Origin of the sequence: Paenibacillus sp. FSL P2-0121 (genome assembly GCF_037975345.1) — a bacterium.
Taxonomy (GTDB): Bacteria; Bacillota; Bacilli; order Paenibacillales; family Paenibacillaceae; genus Paenibacillus_AQ; species Paenibacillus_AQ odorifer.
In genome coordinates this window covers 5,760,173-5,779,833 of the sequence record NZ_CP150245.1, presented here as the reverse complement: position 1 = coordinate 5,779,833, position 19,661 = coordinate 5,760,173, and the positions used below count along the sequence as shown (strand labels likewise).

Annotated in this window: 19 protein-coding genes; 14 read left to right on the top strand and 5 right to left on the bottom strand. The window is 42.1% G+C overall.

The features are described from left to right. Positions 1–26 precede the first annotated feature (26 nt). The 4 genes from MKY54_RS25490 to MKY54_RS25475 all read right to left on the bottom strand — a co-directional run bounded on the left by MKY54_RS25490 (position 27) and on the right by MKY54_RS25475 (position 3,819). Entirely contained in the window at positions 27–1,196 is a 1,170-nt protein-coding gene (locus tag MKY54_RS25490) for a DUF4179 domain-containing protein (RefSeq protein ID WP_339169596.1), read from the bottom strand. Further along, a complete protein-coding gene (locus tag MKY54_RS25485; RefSeq protein ID WP_076129163.1) occupies positions 1,183–1,716 on the bottom strand; it encodes a sigma-70 family RNA polymerase sigma factor in 534 nt (177 codons plus the stop codon). Before MKY54_RS25485 ends, MKY54_RS25490 begins: the two co-directional genes overlap by 14 nt. Before the next feature lie 255 nt (positions 1,717–1,971). Continuing rightward, a complete protein-coding gene (locus MKY54_RS25480) occupies positions 1,972–2,520 on the bottom strand; it encodes a hypothetical protein (protein ID WP_339188331.1) in 549 nt (182 codons plus the stop codon). An 87-nt stretch (positions 2,521–2,607) separates the two neighbouring features. Continuing rightward, positions 2,608–3,819: a sugar efflux transporter gene (locus MKY54_RS25475; RefSeq protein ID WP_052097297.1), complete on the bottom strand. Its 1,212-nt coding sequence runs from the start codon at positions 3,817–3,819 to the stop codon at positions 2,608–2,610. 248 nt (positions 3,820–4,067) lie between these two features. Between MKY54_RS25475 and MKY54_RS25470 the strand changes: the two genes are divergently transcribed. Continuing rightward, a complete protein-coding gene (locus tag MKY54_RS25470) occupies positions 4,068–4,997 on the top strand; it encodes a phosphotransferase (protein WP_339191283.1) in 930 nt (309 codons plus the stop codon). Positions 4,998–5,197: 200 nt separating this feature from the next. Here MKY54_RS25470 and MKY54_RS25465 read toward each other — a convergent pair whose 3' ends face one another. Then, on the bottom strand, positions 5,198–5,383 hold the full coding sequence (locus MKY54_RS25465; protein WP_036679656.1) for a hypothetical protein: 186 nt from the start codon (positions 5,381–5,383) through the stop codon (positions 5,198–5,200). A 507-nt stretch (positions 5,384–5,890) separates the two neighbouring features. On the opposite strand from MKY54_RS25465, the gene MKY54_RS25460 reads away from it, so the two are divergent. The 13 genes from MKY54_RS25460 to MKY54_RS25400 all read left to right on the top strand — a co-directional run bounded on the left by MKY54_RS25460 (position 5,891) and on the right by MKY54_RS25400 (position 19,594). Continuing rightward, on the top strand, positions 5,891–6,802 hold the full coding sequence (locus MKY54_RS25460) for a dihydrodipicolinate synthase family protein (RefSeq protein ID WP_038573110.1): 912 nt from the start codon (positions 5,891–5,893) through the stop codon (positions 6,800–6,802). 5 nt (positions 6,803–6,807) lie between these two features. Continuing rightward, positions 6,808–7,449, top strand: coding sequence for an SGNH/GDSL hydrolase family protein (locus MKY54_RS25455; RefSeq protein ID WP_076305162.1), 642 nt, complete (start codon positions 6,808–6,810; stop codon positions 7,447–7,449). Positions 7,450–7,597: 148 nt separating this feature from the next. Then, positions 7,598–9,004, top strand: a complete 1,407-nt coding sequence (locus MKY54_RS25450; RefSeq protein WP_076218768.1) for an extracellular solute-binding protein — start codon at positions 7,598–7,600, stop codon at positions 9,002–9,004. 84 nt (positions 9,005–9,088) lie between these two features. Further along, on the top strand, positions 9,089–9,964 hold the full coding sequence (locus tag MKY54_RS25445; protein WP_076129168.1) for a sugar ABC transporter permease: 876 nt from the start codon (positions 9,089–9,091) through the stop codon (positions 9,962–9,964). Positions 9,965–9,977: 13 nt separating this feature from the next. Next, a complete protein-coding gene (locus tag MKY54_RS25440; protein ID WP_080742596.1) occupies positions 9,978–10,820 on the top strand; it encodes a carbohydrate ABC transporter permease in 843 nt (280 codons plus the stop codon). A gap of 24 nt (positions 10,821–10,844) precedes the next feature. Beyond that, positions 10,845–11,534: an N-acetylmannosamine-6-phosphate 2-epimerase gene (locus MKY54_RS25435; RefSeq protein ID WP_339188327.1), complete on the top strand. Its 690-nt coding sequence runs from the start codon at positions 10,845–10,847 to the stop codon at positions 11,532–11,534. Between the two features lie 23 nt (positions 11,535–11,557). Beyond that, complete coding sequence (locus MKY54_RS25430) at positions 11,558–12,436, top strand: ROK family protein (protein WP_339188325.1); 879 nt, start codon at positions 11,558–11,560, stop codon at positions 12,434–12,436. A gap of 23 nt (positions 12,437–12,459) precedes the next feature. Continuing rightward, positions 12,460–13,314: a MurR/RpiR family transcriptional regulator gene (locus MKY54_RS25425; protein ID WP_051491079.1), complete on the top strand. Its 855-nt coding sequence runs from the start codon at positions 12,460–12,462 to the stop codon at positions 13,312–13,314. 30 nt (positions 13,315–13,344) lie between these two features. Further along, a complete protein-coding gene (locus MKY54_RS25420) occupies positions 13,345–13,818 on the top strand; it encodes a YhcH/YjgK/YiaL family protein (protein WP_339188323.1) in 474 nt (157 codons plus the stop codon). A 236-nt stretch (positions 13,819–14,054) separates the two neighbouring features. Beyond that, on the top strand, positions 14,055–15,047 hold the full coding sequence (locus MKY54_RS25415; RefSeq protein ID WP_143762423.1) for a MetQ/NlpA family ABC transporter substrate-binding protein: 993 nt from the start codon (positions 14,055–14,057) through the stop codon (positions 15,045–15,047). Next, positions 15,028–15,804 carry an ABC transporter ATP-binding protein gene (locus MKY54_RS25410; RefSeq protein WP_076129171.1) on the top strand — a complete coding sequence of 259 codons (777 nt, stop codon included), beginning with the start codon at positions 15,028–15,030 and terminating at the stop codon, positions 15,802–15,804. Before MKY54_RS25415 ends, MKY54_RS25410 begins: the two co-directional genes overlap by 20 nt. Then, a complete protein-coding gene (locus MKY54_RS25405) occupies positions 15,798–16,550 on the top strand; it encodes an ABC transporter permease (RefSeq protein ID WP_076129172.1) in 753 nt (250 codons plus the stop codon). The genes MKY54_RS25410 and MKY54_RS25405 overlap by 7 nt, the downstream gene beginning before the upstream one ends. Positions 16,551–17,020: 470 nt before the next feature. Continuing rightward, positions 17,021–19,594: an alpha-L-arabinofuranosidase C-terminal domain-containing protein gene (locus MKY54_RS25400; protein ID WP_339188318.1), complete on the top strand. Its 2,574-nt coding sequence runs from the start codon at positions 17,021–17,023 to the stop codon at positions 19,592–19,594. The last annotated feature ends 67 nt before the right edge of the window (positions 19,595–19,661 follow it).

The window sequence follows — 19,661 nt, the reverse complement described above, 5'->3', positions numbered from 1 at the left end:
GTTTTGCATACCCTTTTACAAATGAACTATTGGACCGAAAGTACAGTCTCCAGCTCAGGGATATATTCCTTGACCATATTGTTGTCTTCCCACAGTCCTTTAGTCCCAGCTAGGGCTTGACCTTCGGAAATGACTAAGTACGGTTTGATGGTTACGGTATTCGGTATAGTCTTGAAGGGTTCAAAACGAACATTATAAGATTCGCTTAAGGGGTGAGCACCGATGGGCTTCAGTTGAACGCCACGTTCATCGACAATGTCAAATTGAAGAGCGATGACGCCCCCGTTAGCACCCTTATATTTCGAAGGGATAGAAGCGAGCATTTCTTCTACGCTCTGGCCCGGTTTGGTTTTGTACTCAATGGATACCTGCGTTGTGATTGGGGTGATTTCTACCTTACTGATCTGCAAGTTAATGTTATCGTGATGCTTGGTCTCCTCTGAAGTTAGTGCGGTAACAGGCGTTGATTTGGTAACAGGCAGAACGAATTCGAACGGGACATCGTAACCCTTTAACGTTACATTTACAGTCAAGTCAAACTGATCAGGGAACTGGACAGTCTGTGTTGTTGTGCTCGGATCATAATAAGTATTCAAAACCTGAACCATTATGCTGGAAGCAGTCTCACCATCCATGTGTTCGTAACTCCAGAGCAGAGGTTGACCTTTATAGAGAACCTCAAACTTATCCACCGCCCCTTTATTGGCATCTGAAGGCGGCGAATTGGGCTCCGAAGCCAGACGGTTTCCAGGAGTGGTTAGGTTCATAAGAATTCGGGTTCCGTCAAATAACAACGTTGGGATATTCATGGTCACATCGCTATGGGTCACGCTTTGGTTTACGTTTGTGATGAAATCCCCGGCTTGTTGAACACCGGGATCTAAGTTTTTTTCGCCCCATAATGAATAGATTTGTCCCAAAACCGGAATTTGCTTGAGTGCACCAGCCATTGCGGGCGATACAAAGCCGGAAGCGAGGACTGTAACTCCAAGAATTGCAGCGGCTGCAGTGGAAATCAACCACTTATTAAAAGTTCTTGATGCATCCATCTTTCTCTGAATGGGGGAAATGGAATTATCGGTCTCCCTGATGATTTGGTAAGTCTCATTCAGTTTGGAGCGGGCAATATCCGATAACTGAGCGGGAAGTAGGCTTTGGCAGTTCTTTAACTGTTCTTCTAACTTAGTGTTTACCATGTCGCAACTCCATTTCTTGATTGAATTGAGATGAATGCTTTAGCTTTTTGCGGGCGCGATGCAGCCGGGTCTTCACAGCAACCGTAGAAATTTCGAGAATGTCGGAAATTTGACGGATCGGCATGTCCTGTAGGTAGTGAAGGTGAATGACAATCCGGAGGTTCTCCTCAAGATGTTGAACGGCATCCCATAATTCGATTTTCTCATAATCCTTGGAAGTGGAAGGGACTTCGGGAAGCTCTCCATAAGGGAGGGCTCTTGAGTTGTTTTTGAGCATTTTATTGCATTCATTAATCAGAATCCGGAAGATCCACGTTTTGAAAAAAGCGGGCTCTCTGAGTGTATGGATGTTCTTAAAGGCTTTAAGCATCGTCTCCTGCAGGGCATCTGCACAATCTTCTTCTTTGTTGACGATGGACCTTGCAGTTCTGTATAAAGGTAACTCTATCTCCTGCATCAACTGCACGAATGCTTCAGGGTCTCCAGCTTTGGCTTTGACGACAATAGGATCTATATGCAAAGATTTACCTGCTTTCTTGACTAGAAGTCTTAGGATGTTCGTAACGTTACTTAAATATTAGATCGGGTAGGTAGCTAGAAGGTTACCACAAACATGATTCAATTCTCCGCATCTCGCAATGCTAGCAAGGTGAGAAATTGGTTTTTTTTCACAAAAAAATCGCCGTTCAAATTCCCTGTCAGGAATCGGTCGACGATTTTTCATAAGCAAGTCAGTCAGTTAGTCAATCAATCAGTCAGTCAGTCAATCAATCAATCAATCAATGATATAAATGACCCATTCCCCTTGATCGTTTGGCCGAATAGCGTATAGCATTTTTACATTTTCAACTGTCTTTGCGGCCATATCCAAGCGTTGTCCGATTACCGTTATATTCACCTGATGTTCGTTGGGTAACATGGAATCGATGCTTTCGATGTCTGTGAATTTGTACTGATATTGTTCGTCATAATAAGGTTCCATAGCATCTGCTAGTTTTTTGTTTACGAACCCGGATTGATAAAGTGTGTGGTCATGCTCAACCAAAGCAGTTAGGTTTTTTTCCAGCACTTCAAGTGCGGGGAGATCATACTCTGTCAATTGATCTGAATATGATTTCAGATTTATCGACAATTCTGCTTTAAAGCTGGTTTCATTTGGCTGCTTGGGTTCTGTGTTTTGCGGCTTCTGCGTATTCATCGCTGGACTTTGGGTTGGCGTATTTGCTCCTATGCTCGGCTCCTCGATGGGTTTAACATCCCCTGCACATGCTGCCAGAAAGATTAAAGACATCAACATGAGCATTCTTGCAATAGTTTTTAACATCTAACCCCACCTTTTTAAGGATATGTTAGTTAGTCGCGAGAAAATATGGAGAAGTTTCAAGGGCTGAATGAAGCCCGAAAAAGCGGATTAAATCGCTAGTTTTTGTGGATCATCTACAGAGTAACGTCCGCTTACCGCAAGCATGATTGTAGAAATAATGACGAGTATGAAACAGAGCACAAATGAATACCGGTACCCAACAACACTAGCTAATAACCCGCCAACAAGACTGCCAATCAGTCTGCCGATCGTGGATGAATTAGAGTAGAGCGTGGATGCATACCCAGGCATGTTTGGAAGCAGATCCTGAATGTAGCTAATGCCAATCGCTGAAATAACGGCAACAAAAAAGGCAAGCAAAATTTGGGCTGCAAGCATTTGCCACATCGCGCCTGAAGTAATGACAACGAGATAATAAGCTCCTCCGAAAATGGCTCCGCACATCATCAGGATTCGGTTACTGTATTTCGCACTAAGTAGTCCCAGCATGATCATAAAAGGAATTTCCAGCGCAGCACAAATACTGCTGACTAAACCAACATCGCTTGTTGTTCCCCCTAGATTGTTGGTAATAAAGAGGGCAGTATTGATGCTACTCGTCCAGTGGGCTACATACATGAGTATCATAATCAGAAAAGGAAGCAGAACATTACGGTTCTGACCCAACCGGAAACTTTTTACTTTTACTTCTGCAGTACTGCTTTTCACTTCTGTATTTGATTTCAGGAATAGCGAAATAAGTAAGGCAACCAGCAGGAATACTCCGATGGTGCCCGAGAAGATCCCCTTAAACCCAACAGCAGCAATTAGCAGAGTACCGATTAAAGGACCTGTAATAAAGCCGAGAGAGAAAGCAGAACGCAAGGTAGAATTTGCAAACGCAGTATCCGTAAAATCGCTCTTATTCACTGCTTCTCTAGCTATGGCGAACAATTGAGGCATCCCTGGTGCACCGAGGGCGGTGAACACAATCATGTAGATGAATAAGATCGTAAAATCCCCAATGAGCAAGTATCCGCTATAAGCCAGAGCATTACAGAGCGTGGAGACAAGGTAAATGTTTCTTCGATTTAAGCCGAGGTCAGAGCGTCTTCCGATTAGTGTACTGATCCATATCCCGGCAATTAACGTGGTGGCCAGAAAAACACCAAACAGCCCGACAGATACTCCAAGCTGTTCCGTGAAATAAATGGATAAAAAGGGTGCGCTGAGTGAAATCCCCATCCCCTGCAGTAACATACATAAAAAGAGTAAGCCATAAGAGGGAATCGAAAATAGTGCAGTTAGTCGTTTGAACATGTTGTGAAAGTACTCCTCTATATTTGTTTAGATATTTCATAAAAAAAAGCCGTTGAAATTGATTCCAACGGCTTTTTGTATGCTTGTTTTTTTCAAGACCTTATTCAACATCATAATTGATCAGAAAGAATAAGTCTATACTTTCGGCTGGATTTTATTTACTATTGTGAAGCCGGCAAAACCTAATAAATGGAGTGTTGTTAATGGACGCTGCTTGTCATCTCGATAAGGCTGACTTACAGGATTATATTAGTAGGGTTTTTGGCAGCAGTTATTTCGTTGCTCGTGTTTCGCGCATGCATGGCGGCGCACAAAAGGTGGTCTACAAGATTGAGTGCAGTAATGGATTTTCCTGCGTTTTGTATGTGTGGGATCTTTCTATGAATTATTTTAAAGAAGAAAAAGCAAATGAAGATATAAATGAACAATCCTATGGAAGTCATTTATTCGAATTAAATAACAGGTACTTAACACAACATGGAATTCAGACCCCTGCTCTTTATGATCTGAATAAGGAAAGAGATCGTTACTCTTTCGATTATGCTCTGGTTGAATATATAGATGGAAGAATGGCAGAAACCTATTTTCATCATCCCGAGCTACGTGTTCAAGATAAAGTTTTTCAGCGTGTGGGGGAAATGCTTACTGCTATGCATACCCACGAGAGGCATGTTTTTGGGAAAGCAAATGCTAACGAGAGCAGCATGGGACAATGTCATTTATTACAAATGGAAAATGCGAAAGTACAGCTAGCCTATGCCTCCCAACATATTGAGAAGATCAGGTCTAATCAAAGCAAACTGCTCGATAAGTTGTACGAGCTTGAATCAAAAATTGAACCCAGACAGCAATATGGGTTTATTCACGGGGAACTGGGTCCTGACCATGTTATGGTTAACGATAAACTGGAGCCCTTTTTGATCGATATCGAAGGAGCAATGTTTTATGATATTGAGCATGAGCATAGTTTTTTGCAGATGAGATTTGGGGATTTCTATCGGTACTTAAAGAACGATGCTCTGGATCATAATAGGTTGTTATTTTATCAATTCCACCATCATGTCTCCTTAACTTCAGGTGGATTAAAGCTGCTGCATAGAGGATTTCCTGATCAACAATTCGCACAAGGCCTAGCTGATTATCAATCGGAACGCGCGCTGAGGTTTATCGAAGGATGAACTAAACAAGGTGTTTGGATTGATAACCTACTGCATGTCCTCGAAAGTAACCTATTAGCCTTCTTCACCCTTTAGGGTGGAGGAGGTTTTTTCGTTATACAACTACAAGGCATAATAAAAGACCGCATCCACTGAAATTACTTCCAGAACTGGCGGTCTGATATCTTCGTTATGAATCAATCTTTATCTGAAAGGGTTAATTAATGAAATTTAACGGTCTTGATGCGAGCCTCTTCTTCATAGCTAAGTGGTTTCGGAGATTGCGGAGTGTGCAGATGGCGCTCCACGGAGTACTCCATTTTCCGGTAGTCCTCATTACCTGTATTCAATGTTGGATTCCAGTTTTCTGTCACCCAATTTTTAAGTTCCTTAAGTCCTGCTAGCATTTCCTCCAGCCTCCTTTGGCGAAGAAACAAAATAGATTTTGTTGTTCTTTGTTTACGCTTTCATTATAATCCTAAACTCCATTTTTTAAAAGGTGTGTCCGTCTGAAAAACACAGATTATTCAGTGAACATTGTGTGTTATTTAGGTTTTGTGCTTCATCTGGAGAGAAGTGTCTCCCTGTAGGAGACACTTTTAGTGAAGCTGAAAGGATACTCATTAGTACCACTTTTTTGAATTATTTTACATCCGTATATCCAACAAATACTGCCCTGAAGAAATAAATTTAGGGTGGAGAATTTACAGGATTATTTTCTAATGAATATGGAAAAATAAATGATTATTAGCTGCGAGTTGCACTGAAAACCATTATTTTGCTAATCATAAATAAGATTGGTGGAAATAAATTTTATTTTTCTAAAAATAGAGAAAATAATTTACAAAAGCAAAATATAATGATATTTTGTTTATGTAGAAAAGAAACCGCTCACAACTTAAGGGGGATTAACAATGACACTCACAAAGTTCCACGGAATTATACCTGCCTTTTATGCCTGCTATGACGATCAAGGAAATATTTCGGAATCCCGGACGCATGCTTTATGTGATTACTTATTTGAAAAAGGAGTTCAAGGTGTATATGTGGGAGGCAGCTCAGGAGAATGTATTTACCAGAGTCTCGACGAACGCAAAGCGGTACTAAGCTACGTAGCTAGTAACCTGAAAGGTAAAATGACACTGATTGCCCACGTGGGTGCCCCTTCCACTAGAGATAGTATTGAGTTAGCGAAACATGCTGCAACCTTAGGATACGATGCATTATCCGCAATCCCGCCTATATATTTCAAGTTACCTGATAGTGCAGTCTATAAATATTGGAGCGAGATTATGGAGGCAACCCCTCTAAGCTTCATCATCTACAACATTCCTCAGACTACTGGATATACACTGACTCCGTCCCTATTTGAGAAGCTGCTTGCGAACAAAAAGGTGATTGGTGTGAAGAACTCCTCCATGCCGACTATGGATATTGAAAGATTCAAAAGAGTGGGTGGAAAAGATGTAGTGGTATTTAATGGACCGGATGAACAATATGTTGCGGGAAGAATCATGGGAGCGGATGCGGGAATCGGTGGAACCTATGCGGTTATGCCTGAGCTGTTCCTGCAAGCAAATGAATTTGTTAAGGCTGGTAAGTTCGAAGAAGCTGGACAAATTCAAAGCGATATCAACGATATTATCATCGCCCTTTGTTCGCTCAAAGGTGCCATGTATGCCGGAATAAAAGAGATTCTAAAATTAAGAGGCGTAAACATTGGTAGCGTAAGAGCACCGCTTGAGGCAGTAGCCGCTGAAGATGCTGGTCCGATCGCAGACATTATGAAATTGATTGATCAAGCTATTGAAAGATATTGCGGTTAAGACAAATGAAGAAATCCATCGTATGCTTTGGCGATTCTAATACTTGGGGCTACGACGCAGAGACAGACCGCAAATTTAAGGATGATATTCGTTGGACGGGAATTCTTCATACAGAATTGGGTGACGCCTACCGTATGATCGAAGAAGGGCTTCCCGGCAGAACAAGTGTCAGTGAGGACCCTCTATTTGAAGGACTTTCTGGAATTTCCTATATCTATCCCTGCCTAATGTCACATTCGCCATTAGACTTGGTTGTGATCATGCTTGGGACCAATGATACCAAAGAAAGGTTTGGATTAACTTCTTATAACATCGCACAAGGTATTGTTAGACTGGCTCTTAAAGCTAAAGGTAGCGGTGCAGGACCTGAGGGGAAGGCTCCAGAGGTTCTAGTAATCGCGCCCCCTCCGATTGGAGCAGAGTATATTCATACCCCTATTGGCAAACCAATGGGTAGCGGATGTAGTGAGAAGTCTATGGAGCTCGCTGAGCATCTTGCAGCTTTGCTAACGGGAACTGGTATCCACTTTGTAGATTCCAGAGACCATGTATCGATGAATGAAATTGATTATATGCATCTTGATCCGCAAGGACATCGCAACATGGCCGATTTAGTGCAATACCATGCTAAACGGATTTTAAATTAAAGGTTCTATGCTTTCGAAGCGAGTTTTGTACGAAGAGATTCAGAGAAGATAATGCTCACAAAACTTTAAGCGTATGCTTTCGATGCGAGTTTTGTACGTAGCGATTCAGAGAAGGTAATGCTCACAAAACTTTTAGGGAGGTTTATAAATGAAGAAAAAACGTTTACTCTCGGCAATGGTTGCGCTAATGGTGATTATTTCTTTAATTTCAGGTTGCTCAGGTAACAATGCTGCGAGTTCTAATACATCCGATAATTCTTCTGCATCTGGGAAGGAAAAAGTGGCGATCAGAGTATGGCTGACTCCACAGTGGAAGGGTGTTGTGGATGCCACGGAGGCAGGCGCGGACTATGATAGCTTCCTAAAGCACGCCGCTGAGAAATTCAAAGCACAATATGATAAATACGATGCAGATATTCAAATAGAGGTCATTGCTGGAGATCAGCGCGATCAATTGCTTAACGTTAACTTAAGCGGAGGAACACCTCCAGATGTGTTCTTTGAGAGTGTATTCCCGATGGGCGATTACGTTCACCGGGGAGCATTGGTTCCTTTGACCGACATCATTGATGAAGACGCGAAAAGCGATATTGCTCAAAACTACTGGGACGCTGTAACGTTCGGAGAAGATATTTATTTCTATCCATTCCAGCACAACCCAGGCACCTTGGTTTACAACGCGGACATGTTTAAAGCAGCAGGCTTGGAAAAGTTTGTGGGTGAAGAATCCGAAATCAAAACTTGGAACTTGGATGAATATCAACAAATTCTTGAGGGTCTCAAAAACAATCTGCCGAAGGATAAGTATTCCAATGCATATCCAATGGCATTATTCGCTGTAAATAATCAGGGCGATACATGGAACCTTGCCTATATGAGAATGTTCGGCAATAAGTTCTTTGATGATCAAGGCAACATTGTCCTGAACGATGAGAACGGAGTTAAAGCTGCAACTTGGCTGAAAAACCTATATGACGGCGGATATACAAATCCAGGCGCAGAATCTGTTTCTTCTAATGATGCCAATGCTATGTTCCAAAATCAGCAATTAGCAATCAGTTTCACTAACCCGATTCTGTTTAATGGTACGAAAGCAAATATGGCGGACGGTACGGCAGCGAAATTCGATATGAGACTTGCTAATATTCCGTCGGAAAGCGGAGATCCTCTATCCTTTACTTATGTAGTAGGCGCTAGTGTATTCAAGTCCAAAGATGCTAAGAAGACTGAAGTAGCTAAGGATTTCGTGAAGTTCTTCTCAAGCGATCCTGAGTTAGTTAAATCCTCTAAGAATGGTATTCCTGTAAGAAGTTCTGTAGCCGAAGCACTTAAAGCAGAAAATCCACTGTTTGCAGCTTACGATGCCAACTCTAAATATTTGTTCAACTTCACAGGCAACGTTCCAGGATACAGCCAATTAAGAGAGGTTTTATATCCAGAGCTACAAGCACTTTACATGGGAGCTAAGACACCGGAACAGTTTGTGCAAGATTATCAGGCAAGTGGCAACAAGGTGATTGAGACCAATAAAGCTGGCTCTGTAATTTTCCAATAATCTAAGACCAGATAAACAATACACGATTGACAGCCTTTAGGGTCTGAAGAGACTCTAGGGCTGTTAATTAGAAAGGTAAACGATATGAAACTACGTAGTAATTACCTAAAAGAGAATATTACAGGTTATCTGTTTATTTTACCTCAGATGATAGTATTCTTAGCCTTTCTTGTCTATCCGATCTTAGAAGGGATGCGGCTGAGTCTATACCAGATTAATTATGACAGCGAGAAGTTTGTGGGTTTTGCCAATTACACTACATTGTTTAATGATCCGGTATTTTTTAAGGCTACCATCAACACCGTTGTGTTCGTAATATTTATCGTTCTACTTACAGTGGGGTTTGCATTGTTCGTAGCCTCTGCGGTATTTGATAAGAATGCTAAGTACGTTTCCTTTATTAGAGGAAGTTATTATATCCCGGTAATGGTGTCCATGGTGGTTATGAGTATGGTCTGGAGCTTTTTGCTGAATCCGGCTAACGGACTTATCTCTTATCTATATAAAGACATGGGACTAGGGACGATTAATCTGCTGGGAAATCCAAAGACGGTTCTGCCAGTCGTGATATTTGTAACCTTCGCAACTAACGTGGGCCAGGCAATTATTCTGTATATAGCTGCGATGATTGGTGTCTCGAAAGAGCTTTTTGAAGCAGCAGAAATCGATGGTGCTAGCAGATGGCAAGTGATTACAAAGATCCTGATTCCTTCGGTAGGACCTACAACAACTTATATTACGATTATCAATATTATTGCCGTATTAAAAATCTTTGTAGTTATTCAGTTATTGACCGGTGGCGGACCGAACAATTCCTCCGTAACGCTGATGTACTACCTTTATAATAATGCCTTTAAATATAACCAACTCGGTGTAGCTTCTGCGGTAGGGGTTATCATGTTCGTGATTACATTGATATTGTCTGTGCCACAGCTACGAAGCATGATTAAGGTGAAGTGAGGGGGAATACAACATGTCGAAGATTAAAAACAAGAAAAAGAGAGAGAAGTTTGATGTGATATCGAATGTGATCATTATCCTCTTCGCACTCCTTAATCTTTTTCCACTATATTGGTTATTCACAAGTTCACTTAAAAACAGCTCGGATGTTGTGAAGATGCCTCCAGACTGGTGGCCCAAATCGATTACATTCTCCAACTATGTGGATGTATTTCAGAACCAGCCGGCTTTAAGATGGACTTTTAATAGTATTTATGTATCAGGTGTTTCTACTATTTTGGTTATCGTTGTAGGCTCAATGGCCGCCTATGCGTTCTCAAAGATTAATTTTAAAGGTAAAAATATAATCTTCATTATCTTTATATCAAGCTTGATGATTCCTAAAGAAATTATGATTGTGCCCTTATTCCGGATCACCCAACAATTTGGAATGGTAAATAGTTATAACGGTATGATTTGGCCGAACGTGGCGGGTGCATTTGGAGTGTTCCTATTAAAGGGATTCTTCGATTTAACCCCTAATGCCTTAAGAGAAGCCGGGAGAATAGATGGTGCAAATGAATGGAGAATCTTCACGCGCATCATGTTGCCTATTGTCAAACCTGGTATTGGAGCCTTATTTATTCTGAATTTCGTGCAAGTCTGGAATGATTACTTGTGGCAGCTGGTTATAGGCCAAGAGAACAAAATGAAAACATTAATGGTTGGTACTGCGACCTTAATGCAGGATTTGAATCCTAATTTCGCTTATAAAATGGCCGGAGCTACCATCGCTGCAATTCCGATGTTGCTAGTGTTCATGTTATTCCAACGGTTCTTCACCAATGGGATTACGGCAGGAGCAGTTAAAGAATAAATAAAAATGTGGAGTGGGTTACTGATGAATACTGAAAATAATGTACTTAAAAAAATAAAACATAAACTAGTCGTTTCCAGTCAAGCCTTACCAGAAGAACCGATGCATAGCCCGTTTATTATGGGGAGAATGGCTTATGCTGCTTACTTAGGCGGGGCTTCTGGAATTCGGGCAAACAGCGTAGCGGATATTCAAGAAATCAAAAAGCAAGTGAATCTGCCGATCATTGGGATAATCAAAAAGGTGTATGAAGGCTCTGAAGTCTTTATTACACCCACTCAAAAGGAAGTCGATGAGCTGTACCGCGAAGGGGTAGATATCATTGCTATGGATGCTACAGACCGGATTCGCCCGGACGGATCTACTATTTCTGAACTTTTTCCACTTTTAAAAGAGACCTATAAAGATCAACTGTTTATGGCGGATTGTTCTACATTTGCGGAAGCTGCGAAGGCTGTTGAGCTGGGATTTGATCTGATAGGAACTACCTTGAGCGGTTATACAGAGGCTACTAAAGGCCGCAACTTGCCAGATTTTGAATTGGTTCAACAAATCGTCAACAACTTCTCTGTTCCCGTTATAGCTGAAGGTGGGGTTTCCACTCCTGAAGAATTAAAGACCATGTTTGATTTAGGTGTGTATTCAGCAGTGGTTGGCTCTGCGATCACGAGACCGATGGAGATTACGAAACGGTTTGTGAACGCTATTCAGTAGAACGCCAGAGAGGGTAGATGGGAATGAGAATTGTAGCCGTAGATATTGGCGGTACCAATACCAAGATGTGTATATGCGATAAACAGGGGAATGTACATGACTTCAAGGAGTATGCAACAGAAAGCTACTTGGGGGGACCCCATGTAATCTCGAGAATGCTGGAAAAGATTGCAGAATACGATCATTTTGATGCCATTGCCATAAGCACCGCGGGCCAAGTTAATGCAGAAGAAGGATTTATTGTCTATGCTAACGAAAATATACCTAGATATACTGGAATGAAAATTAAGGATATTGTCACCCATCATTTTCATAAACCTGTTATGGTAGAGAACGATGTGAATTCAGCAGCATTAGGCGAGGCTTATTTTGGGGCTGCTCAGAGCTTTAACAATTTCTTATGTCTAACCTTTGGCACAGGCATTGGCGGTGCGATCGTCATTAATCGCCAAATCTATAAAGGGGCTAATGGGGTAGCGGCTGAATTTGGCCATATCTTTACTCACCCATTGTCGGCCACATCCGGAGTAGAAGGACTGCCGTATTATGAAAAATACGCTTCAACTACAGCTTTAGTGAAGATGGCTCAGCTGGCAGATCCCGAATGCACGGACGGAAAAGCTTTATTTGATAAAATAGAGAGCGGAAATGAGCAGCTTGAACGTATTTTAGATTTATGGATTACTGAAGTGGCTGTGGGTTTAGCCTCTATCACACATATCTTCAATCCATCCGCGATTATTATTGGTGGCGGCGTAATGGAACAAGAAGATTTGGTTCGAAGGGTAGAAGAACGCACGAAGTCTTTGATTATGGAAAGCTTTGCGGGAGTGAGAATTGTTAAAGCCTCATTAGGGAATAAGGCAGGTCTGCTGGGAGCTTCCTCCTTATTCGTACATTAATTTATTGAAAAGGAGGGGCTTTTTTGCGGACAATCAGTATTTTTTCTTCAATTCATTCTAAATACAATAATTTGACGAATACGGAGAAGAAGGTAGCGGACTACGTACTGGAGAATACGAGAAGTGTAGTCTACATGTCGATTACTGATCTTGCAGATGCATGTGATGTTGGGGAATCAAGTATATTTCGATTTTGCAAATCTTTAAGTTATAAAGGGTATCAAGAGTTCAAGATCGCATTGGCACATAGCATCACTGTGGAGAATGAGATCCCGCAGCTTACCGATCAAATTCTGATGGATGATACGATTGAAGCTGTTGCTTCTAAAGTGCTGACCACGAATGTAAGTGCACTCAACGAGACCTATAATTTAATTGATATACAGAAGATCAGTGAGGCCATTGAGTATTTGATTAATGCAGAACGTGTATTGTTTTTCGGTGTGGGCTCTTCTCTAGTCACAGCTATGGAAGCCAAGATTAAATTTATGCGTATTACGAACAAAACGGAATGTTTAATGGATTCACATCTGCAGATGATGTCGGCAGCGTTGATGTCTAACCGGGATGTCGCTGTTGTGATTTCTTATTCCGGCTCGACCAAGGATAGCATTGAGGTTGCGAGAAAAGCAAAGGAACGAGGAGCCAAAGTAATATCCATTACCAGGTTTGAAAAGTCACCGTTAACCTCGTACTCCGATCTGACCCTGCTATGTGGTGCTAATGAAGGACCGCTGCAAGGGGGTTCATTATCTGCAAAGATATCGCAGCTCTATCTGCTTGATATTTTATATGTAGAATATTTCAAGAAGACTAGTGAGCAATCCATAATCAATAAAGAAACTACAGCTTCAGCAGTCAGTGAGAAACTGGTTTAGCACATTAAGATGTGAGGGGAATGGGAAGTTATGATCTTAGGTTCTTTGTCATCTTGGGAAGAGCATATCAAGTATGAGAATCCTGTCATTGTTGAGGCTGTTGAGGAATTGAAAGTAATCTTACAACATGATCCTGATCTTGGGCGAATCGAAATCCGCGGGAACGAAATGTATGCTTCCATTATGGCTCTTGAGGCAAAATCGTTGGAGGAACAAGTCGCAGAGAAACATGAGACTTATATTGATGTGCATTATCTGATCGAAGGTGAAGAAACGATTGGCTGGGCACCCCTGCAAGAAGGGATTGAACCCATTAAGCCTTACGATGCCGAAGGAGAATATGCGCTTTATCCCCCATCAGCAGATGAAATATTGTTATCTTTGAAGTCTGGAATGTTCGTGGTCTTTTTCCCTCATGATGTTCACAGACCGGGCATGGGTCAACCGGGGCAGCAGATTAAAAAAGCTGTCATTAAAATCCACACAAATCTACTAACTCCATAACATAGAGATTGAGGCTGGTAGCGGAACCATTCCGCTGTCAGCTTTTTTTGCGTCGCTTCTATTTACTTATATCTAAATTTATAAATATACAAAATATAAAGATTGGTGGTAAACTTAACATGCCTAAAGCTTTTTTTGTAGAGCTTAAGGATTTTTTTGCATGCACATTTATGAGTGAGCAAAGAATATTACAGAGAATTACACTATAGAAAGAATAATGGAGGCAGGAGAGTTAAATGAAGAATAAAGGTCTAAAGAGAATGTTGTTGTTATCTATGATGGTTGTTGTCATCGCTGCACTTGCAGTGGGTTGTGGTTCGAAAAATAATACAAATACAGAATCGTCAGAGGGAGCTGCTCCAGAGGCTGCAAAAGAAGTAACCTCCTTGTCGCTAGGTTTATTGCCCTCGATTGATGCTATTCCTTTTATCATCGCACATGAACAAGGTTTCGATAAAAACCACGGTGTGGATCTGGACATCCAGACGTTTAAAAGCGCCAAAGATCGGGATGTAGCTTTTCAAGCAGGCAAGCTGGATGGTCTAAGTGCTGACCTGGTTGCGATCTCCATTTACAATGAGGCTGGACTGGATGTGAAGATCACCAGTACAACTTTTGGGGAATTTGATTTACTGACTGGAAATGAATCGATCCAGGATGTGAAGGATTTGAAGGGGAAAACCGTGATTTTGTCCAAAAATACCTCCACACAATATACAGTGGCCATGATGCTGAAACAAGCAGGTCTGACCGAAGCTGATATCACAGTGACAGAGGTTCCACAGATTCCGACCCGTTTAGAATTGCTTAAGAATAATAAGGCGGATGCGGCAATTTTGCCAGAACCTTTTGTAACGATGGGTAAAACCTCAGGCCTGCGTGTACTGAGCTCAACGATAACTGCGGGAGTAAATCCGTTCGTATTAGCTTTCCCGCAAACTGCAATTGATGCCAAAGCAGAAGCTATCCGCAGTATGTATGCTGCTTATGATGAAGCAGTAGCTTATATGAAATCCCATGAACAATCTGAATATATCGATCTTGTAATCAAAGAAGTAGGATATCCAGAAACATTAAAAGATGAGATCAAGGTACCGGATTATGTACCAGCTTATCAAGTGGATGTGAAGGAAGTAGAGGCTGCATTTGCTTGGGCACGGGAAAAAGGTTTGCTTAGCAAAAATATCTCGGCTGAAGATGTGATTTCTGATGTCCAATTCAAGAAATAAAGGACTCGCCATAAAGGATCTGAAAGTAGAATATAAGAGCGGACAATTAGCCTTAGGTCAGGTGGATTTATCTTTGCCGGAACATGGGATCTACACCATTATCGGACCCTCTGGCAGCGGAAAATCAACCTTATTACGGGCGATTGCGGGCTTGCTGCCTAGCTATCAGGGACAAATTCTTTTTAATGAGAAATCTGTACATGAGAAAGAAACGTTAATCGGGCTGGTGCCGCAGAACTACGGGCTTCTTCCTTGGAAGACTGTACATGATAATATTCAGATAGCGATGAAGATTACGCATACGGCAAGTTCATCCAAGCAAGAACGGGAGACGCAGATTAAGCAGTGGCTTTCGTCGATGGGGATCTCTGATTTAGCAGAACGTTATCCCTTATCCCTCAGTGGAGGCCAGCAGCAAAGAGTAGCGATTGCCAGAGCTTTTGCCATTTTGCCTACTATTCTGTTGCTGGACGAGCCATTCTCTGCACTCGATGCGATAACAAGGGAAACGCTGCAGGTCCTCTTTTTAGAGAACTGGATGGCTAACCCGACGACTACATTATTTGTCACTCATGATGTGGAAGAAGCGATTCTGCTGGGGCAAAAGATTATCGTCATGCCGTCCAACAAAGAAACTACACCTGAAATTATTGATAATCATTTGGTGTTTCATATGAAGCATGAGGATAAGCGGGACAGTGTGGATTTCTTTGAGCAGACTAAGCGGATTAGAAAGGTAATGCAGGAGATATGGTAAACAAACGTCGACTTCATCATCTAGTAAGGCTGCTATTTGTATTTGTCTGTATGAATGTAGTCTGGTATATCGCATTTTTACTTATGAACCATTCGATTTTGCCAAGTCCCTTTGCTGTATATAAGGCGATGTTTCAGTTAGGAGCGCAGGATATTGCTATAAATGTAGGGTATAGCTTGTTCAGAATTTTTGCAGGTGTGGTACTGGCGTTAATTATTGGACTGCTTGTAGGTCTTCTAATGGGACGTTCGTTGACCTGGAACAAACTGCTGGACCCTGTGGTTTACTTGACCTATCCTGTTCCCAAAATTGCCCTGCTTCCAGTAGTGATGCTGTTCTTCGGGCTTGGGGAGACGTCCAAAATCCTAATGATCATGCTGATTCTATTGTTTCAGATCATCATTTCGGTAAGGGATGGGGTTAAGGCTATTCCGGACAATACCTATGATGTCTTAACTAGTATAGGTGCCAGCGCTGTGCAGAAGTTCTGGCATGTGACACTGCCGGGGGCATTGTCAGTAATTCTGAGTACGATTCGTATTTCGCTTGGAACGGCGATATCTGTACTGTTTTTTACGGAGATCTATGGAACAGAGCATGGTATGGGCTTTTTCATCATGGATGCGTGGTTAAGATTAGATTATCCGGAGATGTATGCGGGAATTATGTTGTTCAGCTTGGTCGGTTTTATTCTCTTCTTGCTTGTTGATTTTCTTGATTACAAGTTTATGAAGTGGCGGAACTAAATTTAGTTGGAAATTAAACGATAGCTTTCCTTTGCCTGAGTTTGGGCAAGGGGGAGCTTTTTTTATATGATTTTTTGGGGGCAACACAATTAATTTTAGTTTCATTATTATTTGAATGGAAAAATAAAACAGTAAAATAAATGAAGGAAAAAATGAAAATTAAACTTACTTAGGGCTGTAAACTCCCGTTTATTTTAGAAAAATATAAAGATGGTGAGATGAAAAGAGGGAATTTGTTTTAAAAAAACTAATAAATCTCTTGATTTCTTGCAAATCTATTGGAAATTATATTCATAAAAGTATAAAAAGGTTTAGTTTAATTTATTTACAACCCGATTTTAGTATGGTATTTTATCAATGGAAACGGATTCATTTAGGTTTTGTGAAATGATTTTAAGTTATTACGAATGGAAGGATCTGTTCACTTCATAAAAATGAAAACGCTAATAAAAAGTTGGAGGGAATTATCTTTGAATAATTATGGACGGAAGCTATGGCTTACGGTGCTGATTTTCGTGATTGTGATTGGCGGGCTGACGTATTATTGGGCTTCTAAGGGCGAAAACCCAGCAACACTGTCTCAGGAGTCTGCCAAAGAAGCAACGGGTGAAGCGGGAAAGGAAACTCTTCCAACGGCGACAGCAGCTAACACAAGTAGTGGAACCGCATATACGTTGACTGTGGATACGGCGAATCCGGGAGCTAAGATCAGCCCGATGTTGTACGGAGCCTTTTTCGAAGAGATTAATCATGCGGGAGATGGAGGGCTATATGCAGAGCTGATTTCCAATCGTTCCTTTGAGGATAGTTCGGTCACACTGTTCAATTGGTGGATGGATGAAAAAGGAGGGAGTAAAGGGAAGCTTGCTCTGACCAGCACTAAGCTTTTGAACGATGCTCAGACCCAGGCAATGGCTTTAACAGTATCATCAGCTGCCGAGGGTGGTTCGGTATCTGCTGTGAATAATGGTTACTGGGGGATTGCTTTGACGAAGGAGGCCAGTTACAAGTTGTCATTCTATGCGCGGCCAGAGCCAGGGGACAATATGCCACTGCGTATAACGTTAGAGAGCCCAGATGGCAAAGAGCTATATGCAGAACAGACCGTTGATAAGTTAAAAGAAGGATGGAATCCATATACATACACACTGACTTCTACAGGTACTGTAGCAAACGCACGAATTGTAATCTCTGCTGCCAATGTAGGGACTGTTTATCTCGATATGGTGTCTTTGTTTCCTGAGACTTGGAACAACAGGGAGAATGGGCTTCGCATCGATTTGGCTGAAAAGGTAGCTGCGATGAAACCCGCATTCGTTCGTTTTCCGGGGGGATGTTTCGTGGAAGGGAAAACGCCAACTGATGCTTATCAATGGAAGAACACCATTGGTCCGATTGAAACGCGTCCCGGTCATAAGGGATATTGGGATTACCGCTCCTCAGATGGGCTGGGCTTTCACGAATATCTGCAATGGGCCGAAGATCTGAAAGCGGAACCATTATATGTAGCTTATATCGGGATTTCACATAACGGAGATCCTATAGCCAAGCAGAATACCGTTCCAGTCAGTGAAATTCAGCCATGGATACAAGATGCGCTGGACGCCATTGAATATGCAAACGGACCGGTTACTAGCAAATGGGGGGCACAAAGAGCCGCCAATGGTCATCCGGAGCCTTTTAATATGAAATATGTAGAGATTGGTAACGAAAACAATTTCCAGATGAGTGAATATATTAAGCGTTATGGCTTGTTTTATAAAGCAATTAAAGAGAAGTATCCAGAGATTCATCTCATTGCCAATGCGGCAGTTGAAGGTGAGCCTATCGAGATGGTTGATGAGCATTACTATGAAACCTCTGAATGGTTCCTCAGCAACTCGAACAGATACGATACTTATGACCGGAGTGGTCCTGAGATTTATGTTGGTGAGTATGCGGTGACCAAGGGCGCTGGAGAAGGCAATCTGAACGCTGCAATCGGCGAGGCGGCTTTTATGATGGGCATGGAACGGAATTCTGATATCGTGAAAATGTCCTCTTATGCCCCGTTGTTTGTGAATACGAAGGATCGTACTTGGAACCCGGACGCTATTGTGTTTGATTCATCGACTAGCTACGGAACACCTTCTTATCATGTGCAGCAGATGTTCGGAAGCAATAAGGGGGATGTAGTTCTTCCAACCTCACTTGTGGCTCTAGGTCAAGAAGAAACCTCCGGTAAGCAATCCATTCAAGGTGGAATTGGTTTGGGGACTTGGGCCACCCAGGTAGAGTACAGCGATGTACGAGTAGCGAAAGGTGATGACGTTCTTTTTGAAGATCATTTCAAGGAGGATTCCGGAGCCTGGACTCTAAACAATGGGGACTGGGAACAATCCAAGGGTACTTTTAAGCAGACTTCTAATGATATTGATATTCGCGCAGTTGCCGGTGAGGCTTCCTGGAGTGATTATACACTTTCTCTTAAGGCGAAAAAGACTGGCGGAGCAGAAGGTATGCTCATTATGTTCGGCTCTAAAGATGAAGGCAACTTCTATTGGTGGAATCTTGGCGGCTGGGGAAATACGCAGAGCGCGATTGAAAAATCAGTAGGTGGAACAAGAGCAGTCATCGGAAGAACGGTTCCTGTAAGGATTGAGACTGGGAAATTGTACGATATCCGCATTGAATTATCAGGTGCTAATATCCGGCTCTATCTCGACGACGAGCTTATACAAGAGGTGAACGATGAAAGTCCAGCAGGGCCGCTGTTCCAAACTGCGAGCCGTGATCTTGCCACAGGTGAGCTGATCGTTAAAGTCGTTAATGCGGGTGACACTGCTCAGCGCACGGATGTTTCTTTTACCGGACTTGCCACATCAAGCCTGGAAGGAACAGCTACCGTACTTCAGTCGGACGATTTAAATGCTGAGAATAGCTTCGCTGAACCTGACAAGGTGGCACCTGTAACTCAAAAGGTAAGTGTAGACAAAGGTAGTCTGGAGTTTGAATTCCCGAAATATTCCGTGACCGTGTTAAGACTAAAGGAAGGGGGGAAATAGCCGGTCACGGAGGGAGGTTCACTCCTTCACTATAAACAAGCATTTATTTGTTCAATTTAAGAGGGAG

Coding starts and splice junctions, on each gene's coding strand:
- MKY54_RS25490 (WP_339169596.1), bottom strand. CDS start 1,196: ATGGTAAACACTAAGTTAGAAGAACAGTTAAAGAACTGCCAAAGCCTA.
- MKY54_RS25480 (WP_339188331.1), bottom strand. CDS start 2,520: ATGTTAAAAACTATTGCAAGAATGCTCATGTTGATGTCTTTAATCTTT.
- MKY54_RS25475 (WP_052097297.1), bottom strand. CDS start 3,819: ATGTTCAAACGACTAACTGCACTATTTTCGATTCCCTCTTATGGCTTA.
- MKY54_RS25465 (WP_036679656.1), bottom strand. CDS start 5,383: ATGCTAGCAGGACTTAAGGAACTTAAAAATTGGGTGACAGAAAACTGG.
- MKY54_RS25460 (WP_038573110.1), top strand. CDS start 5,891: ATGACACTCACAAAGTTCCACGGAATTATACCTGCCTTTTATGCCTGC.
- MKY54_RS25455 (WP_076305162.1), top strand. CDS start 6,808: ATGAAGAAATCCATCGTATGCTTTGGCGATTCTAATACTTGGGGCTAC.
- MKY54_RS25450 (WP_076218768.1), top strand. CDS start 7,598: ATGAAGAAAAAACGTTTACTCTCGGCAATGGTTGCGCTAATGGTGATT.
- MKY54_RS25445 (WP_076129168.1), top strand. CDS start 9,089: ATGAAACTACGTAGTAATTACCTAAAAGAGAATATTACAGGTTATCTG.
- MKY54_RS25440 (WP_080742596.1), top strand. CDS start 9,978: ATGTCGAAGATTAAAAACAAGAAAAAGAGAGAGAAGTTTGATGTGATA.
- MKY54_RS25435 (WP_339188327.1), top strand. CDS start 10,845: ATGAATACTGAAAATAATGTACTTAAAAAAATAAAACATAAACTAGTC.
- MKY54_RS25430 (WP_339188325.1), top strand. CDS start 11,558: ATGAGAATTGTAGCCGTAGATATTGGCGGTACCAATACCAAGATGTGT.
- MKY54_RS25420 (WP_339188323.1), top strand. CDS start 13,345: ATGATCTTAGGTTCTTTGTCATCTTGGGAAGAGCATATCAAGTATGAG.
- MKY54_RS25415 (WP_143762423.1), top strand. CDS start 14,055: ATGAAGAATAAAGGTCTAAAGAGAATGTTGTTGTTATCTATGATGGTT.
- MKY54_RS25410 (WP_076129171.1), top strand. CDS start 15,028: ATGTCCAATTCAAGAAATAAAGGACTCGCCATAAAGGATCTGAAAGTA.
- MKY54_RS25405 (WP_076129172.1), top strand. CDS start 15,798: ATGGTAAACAAACGTCGACTTCATCATCTAGTAAGGCTGCTATTTGTA.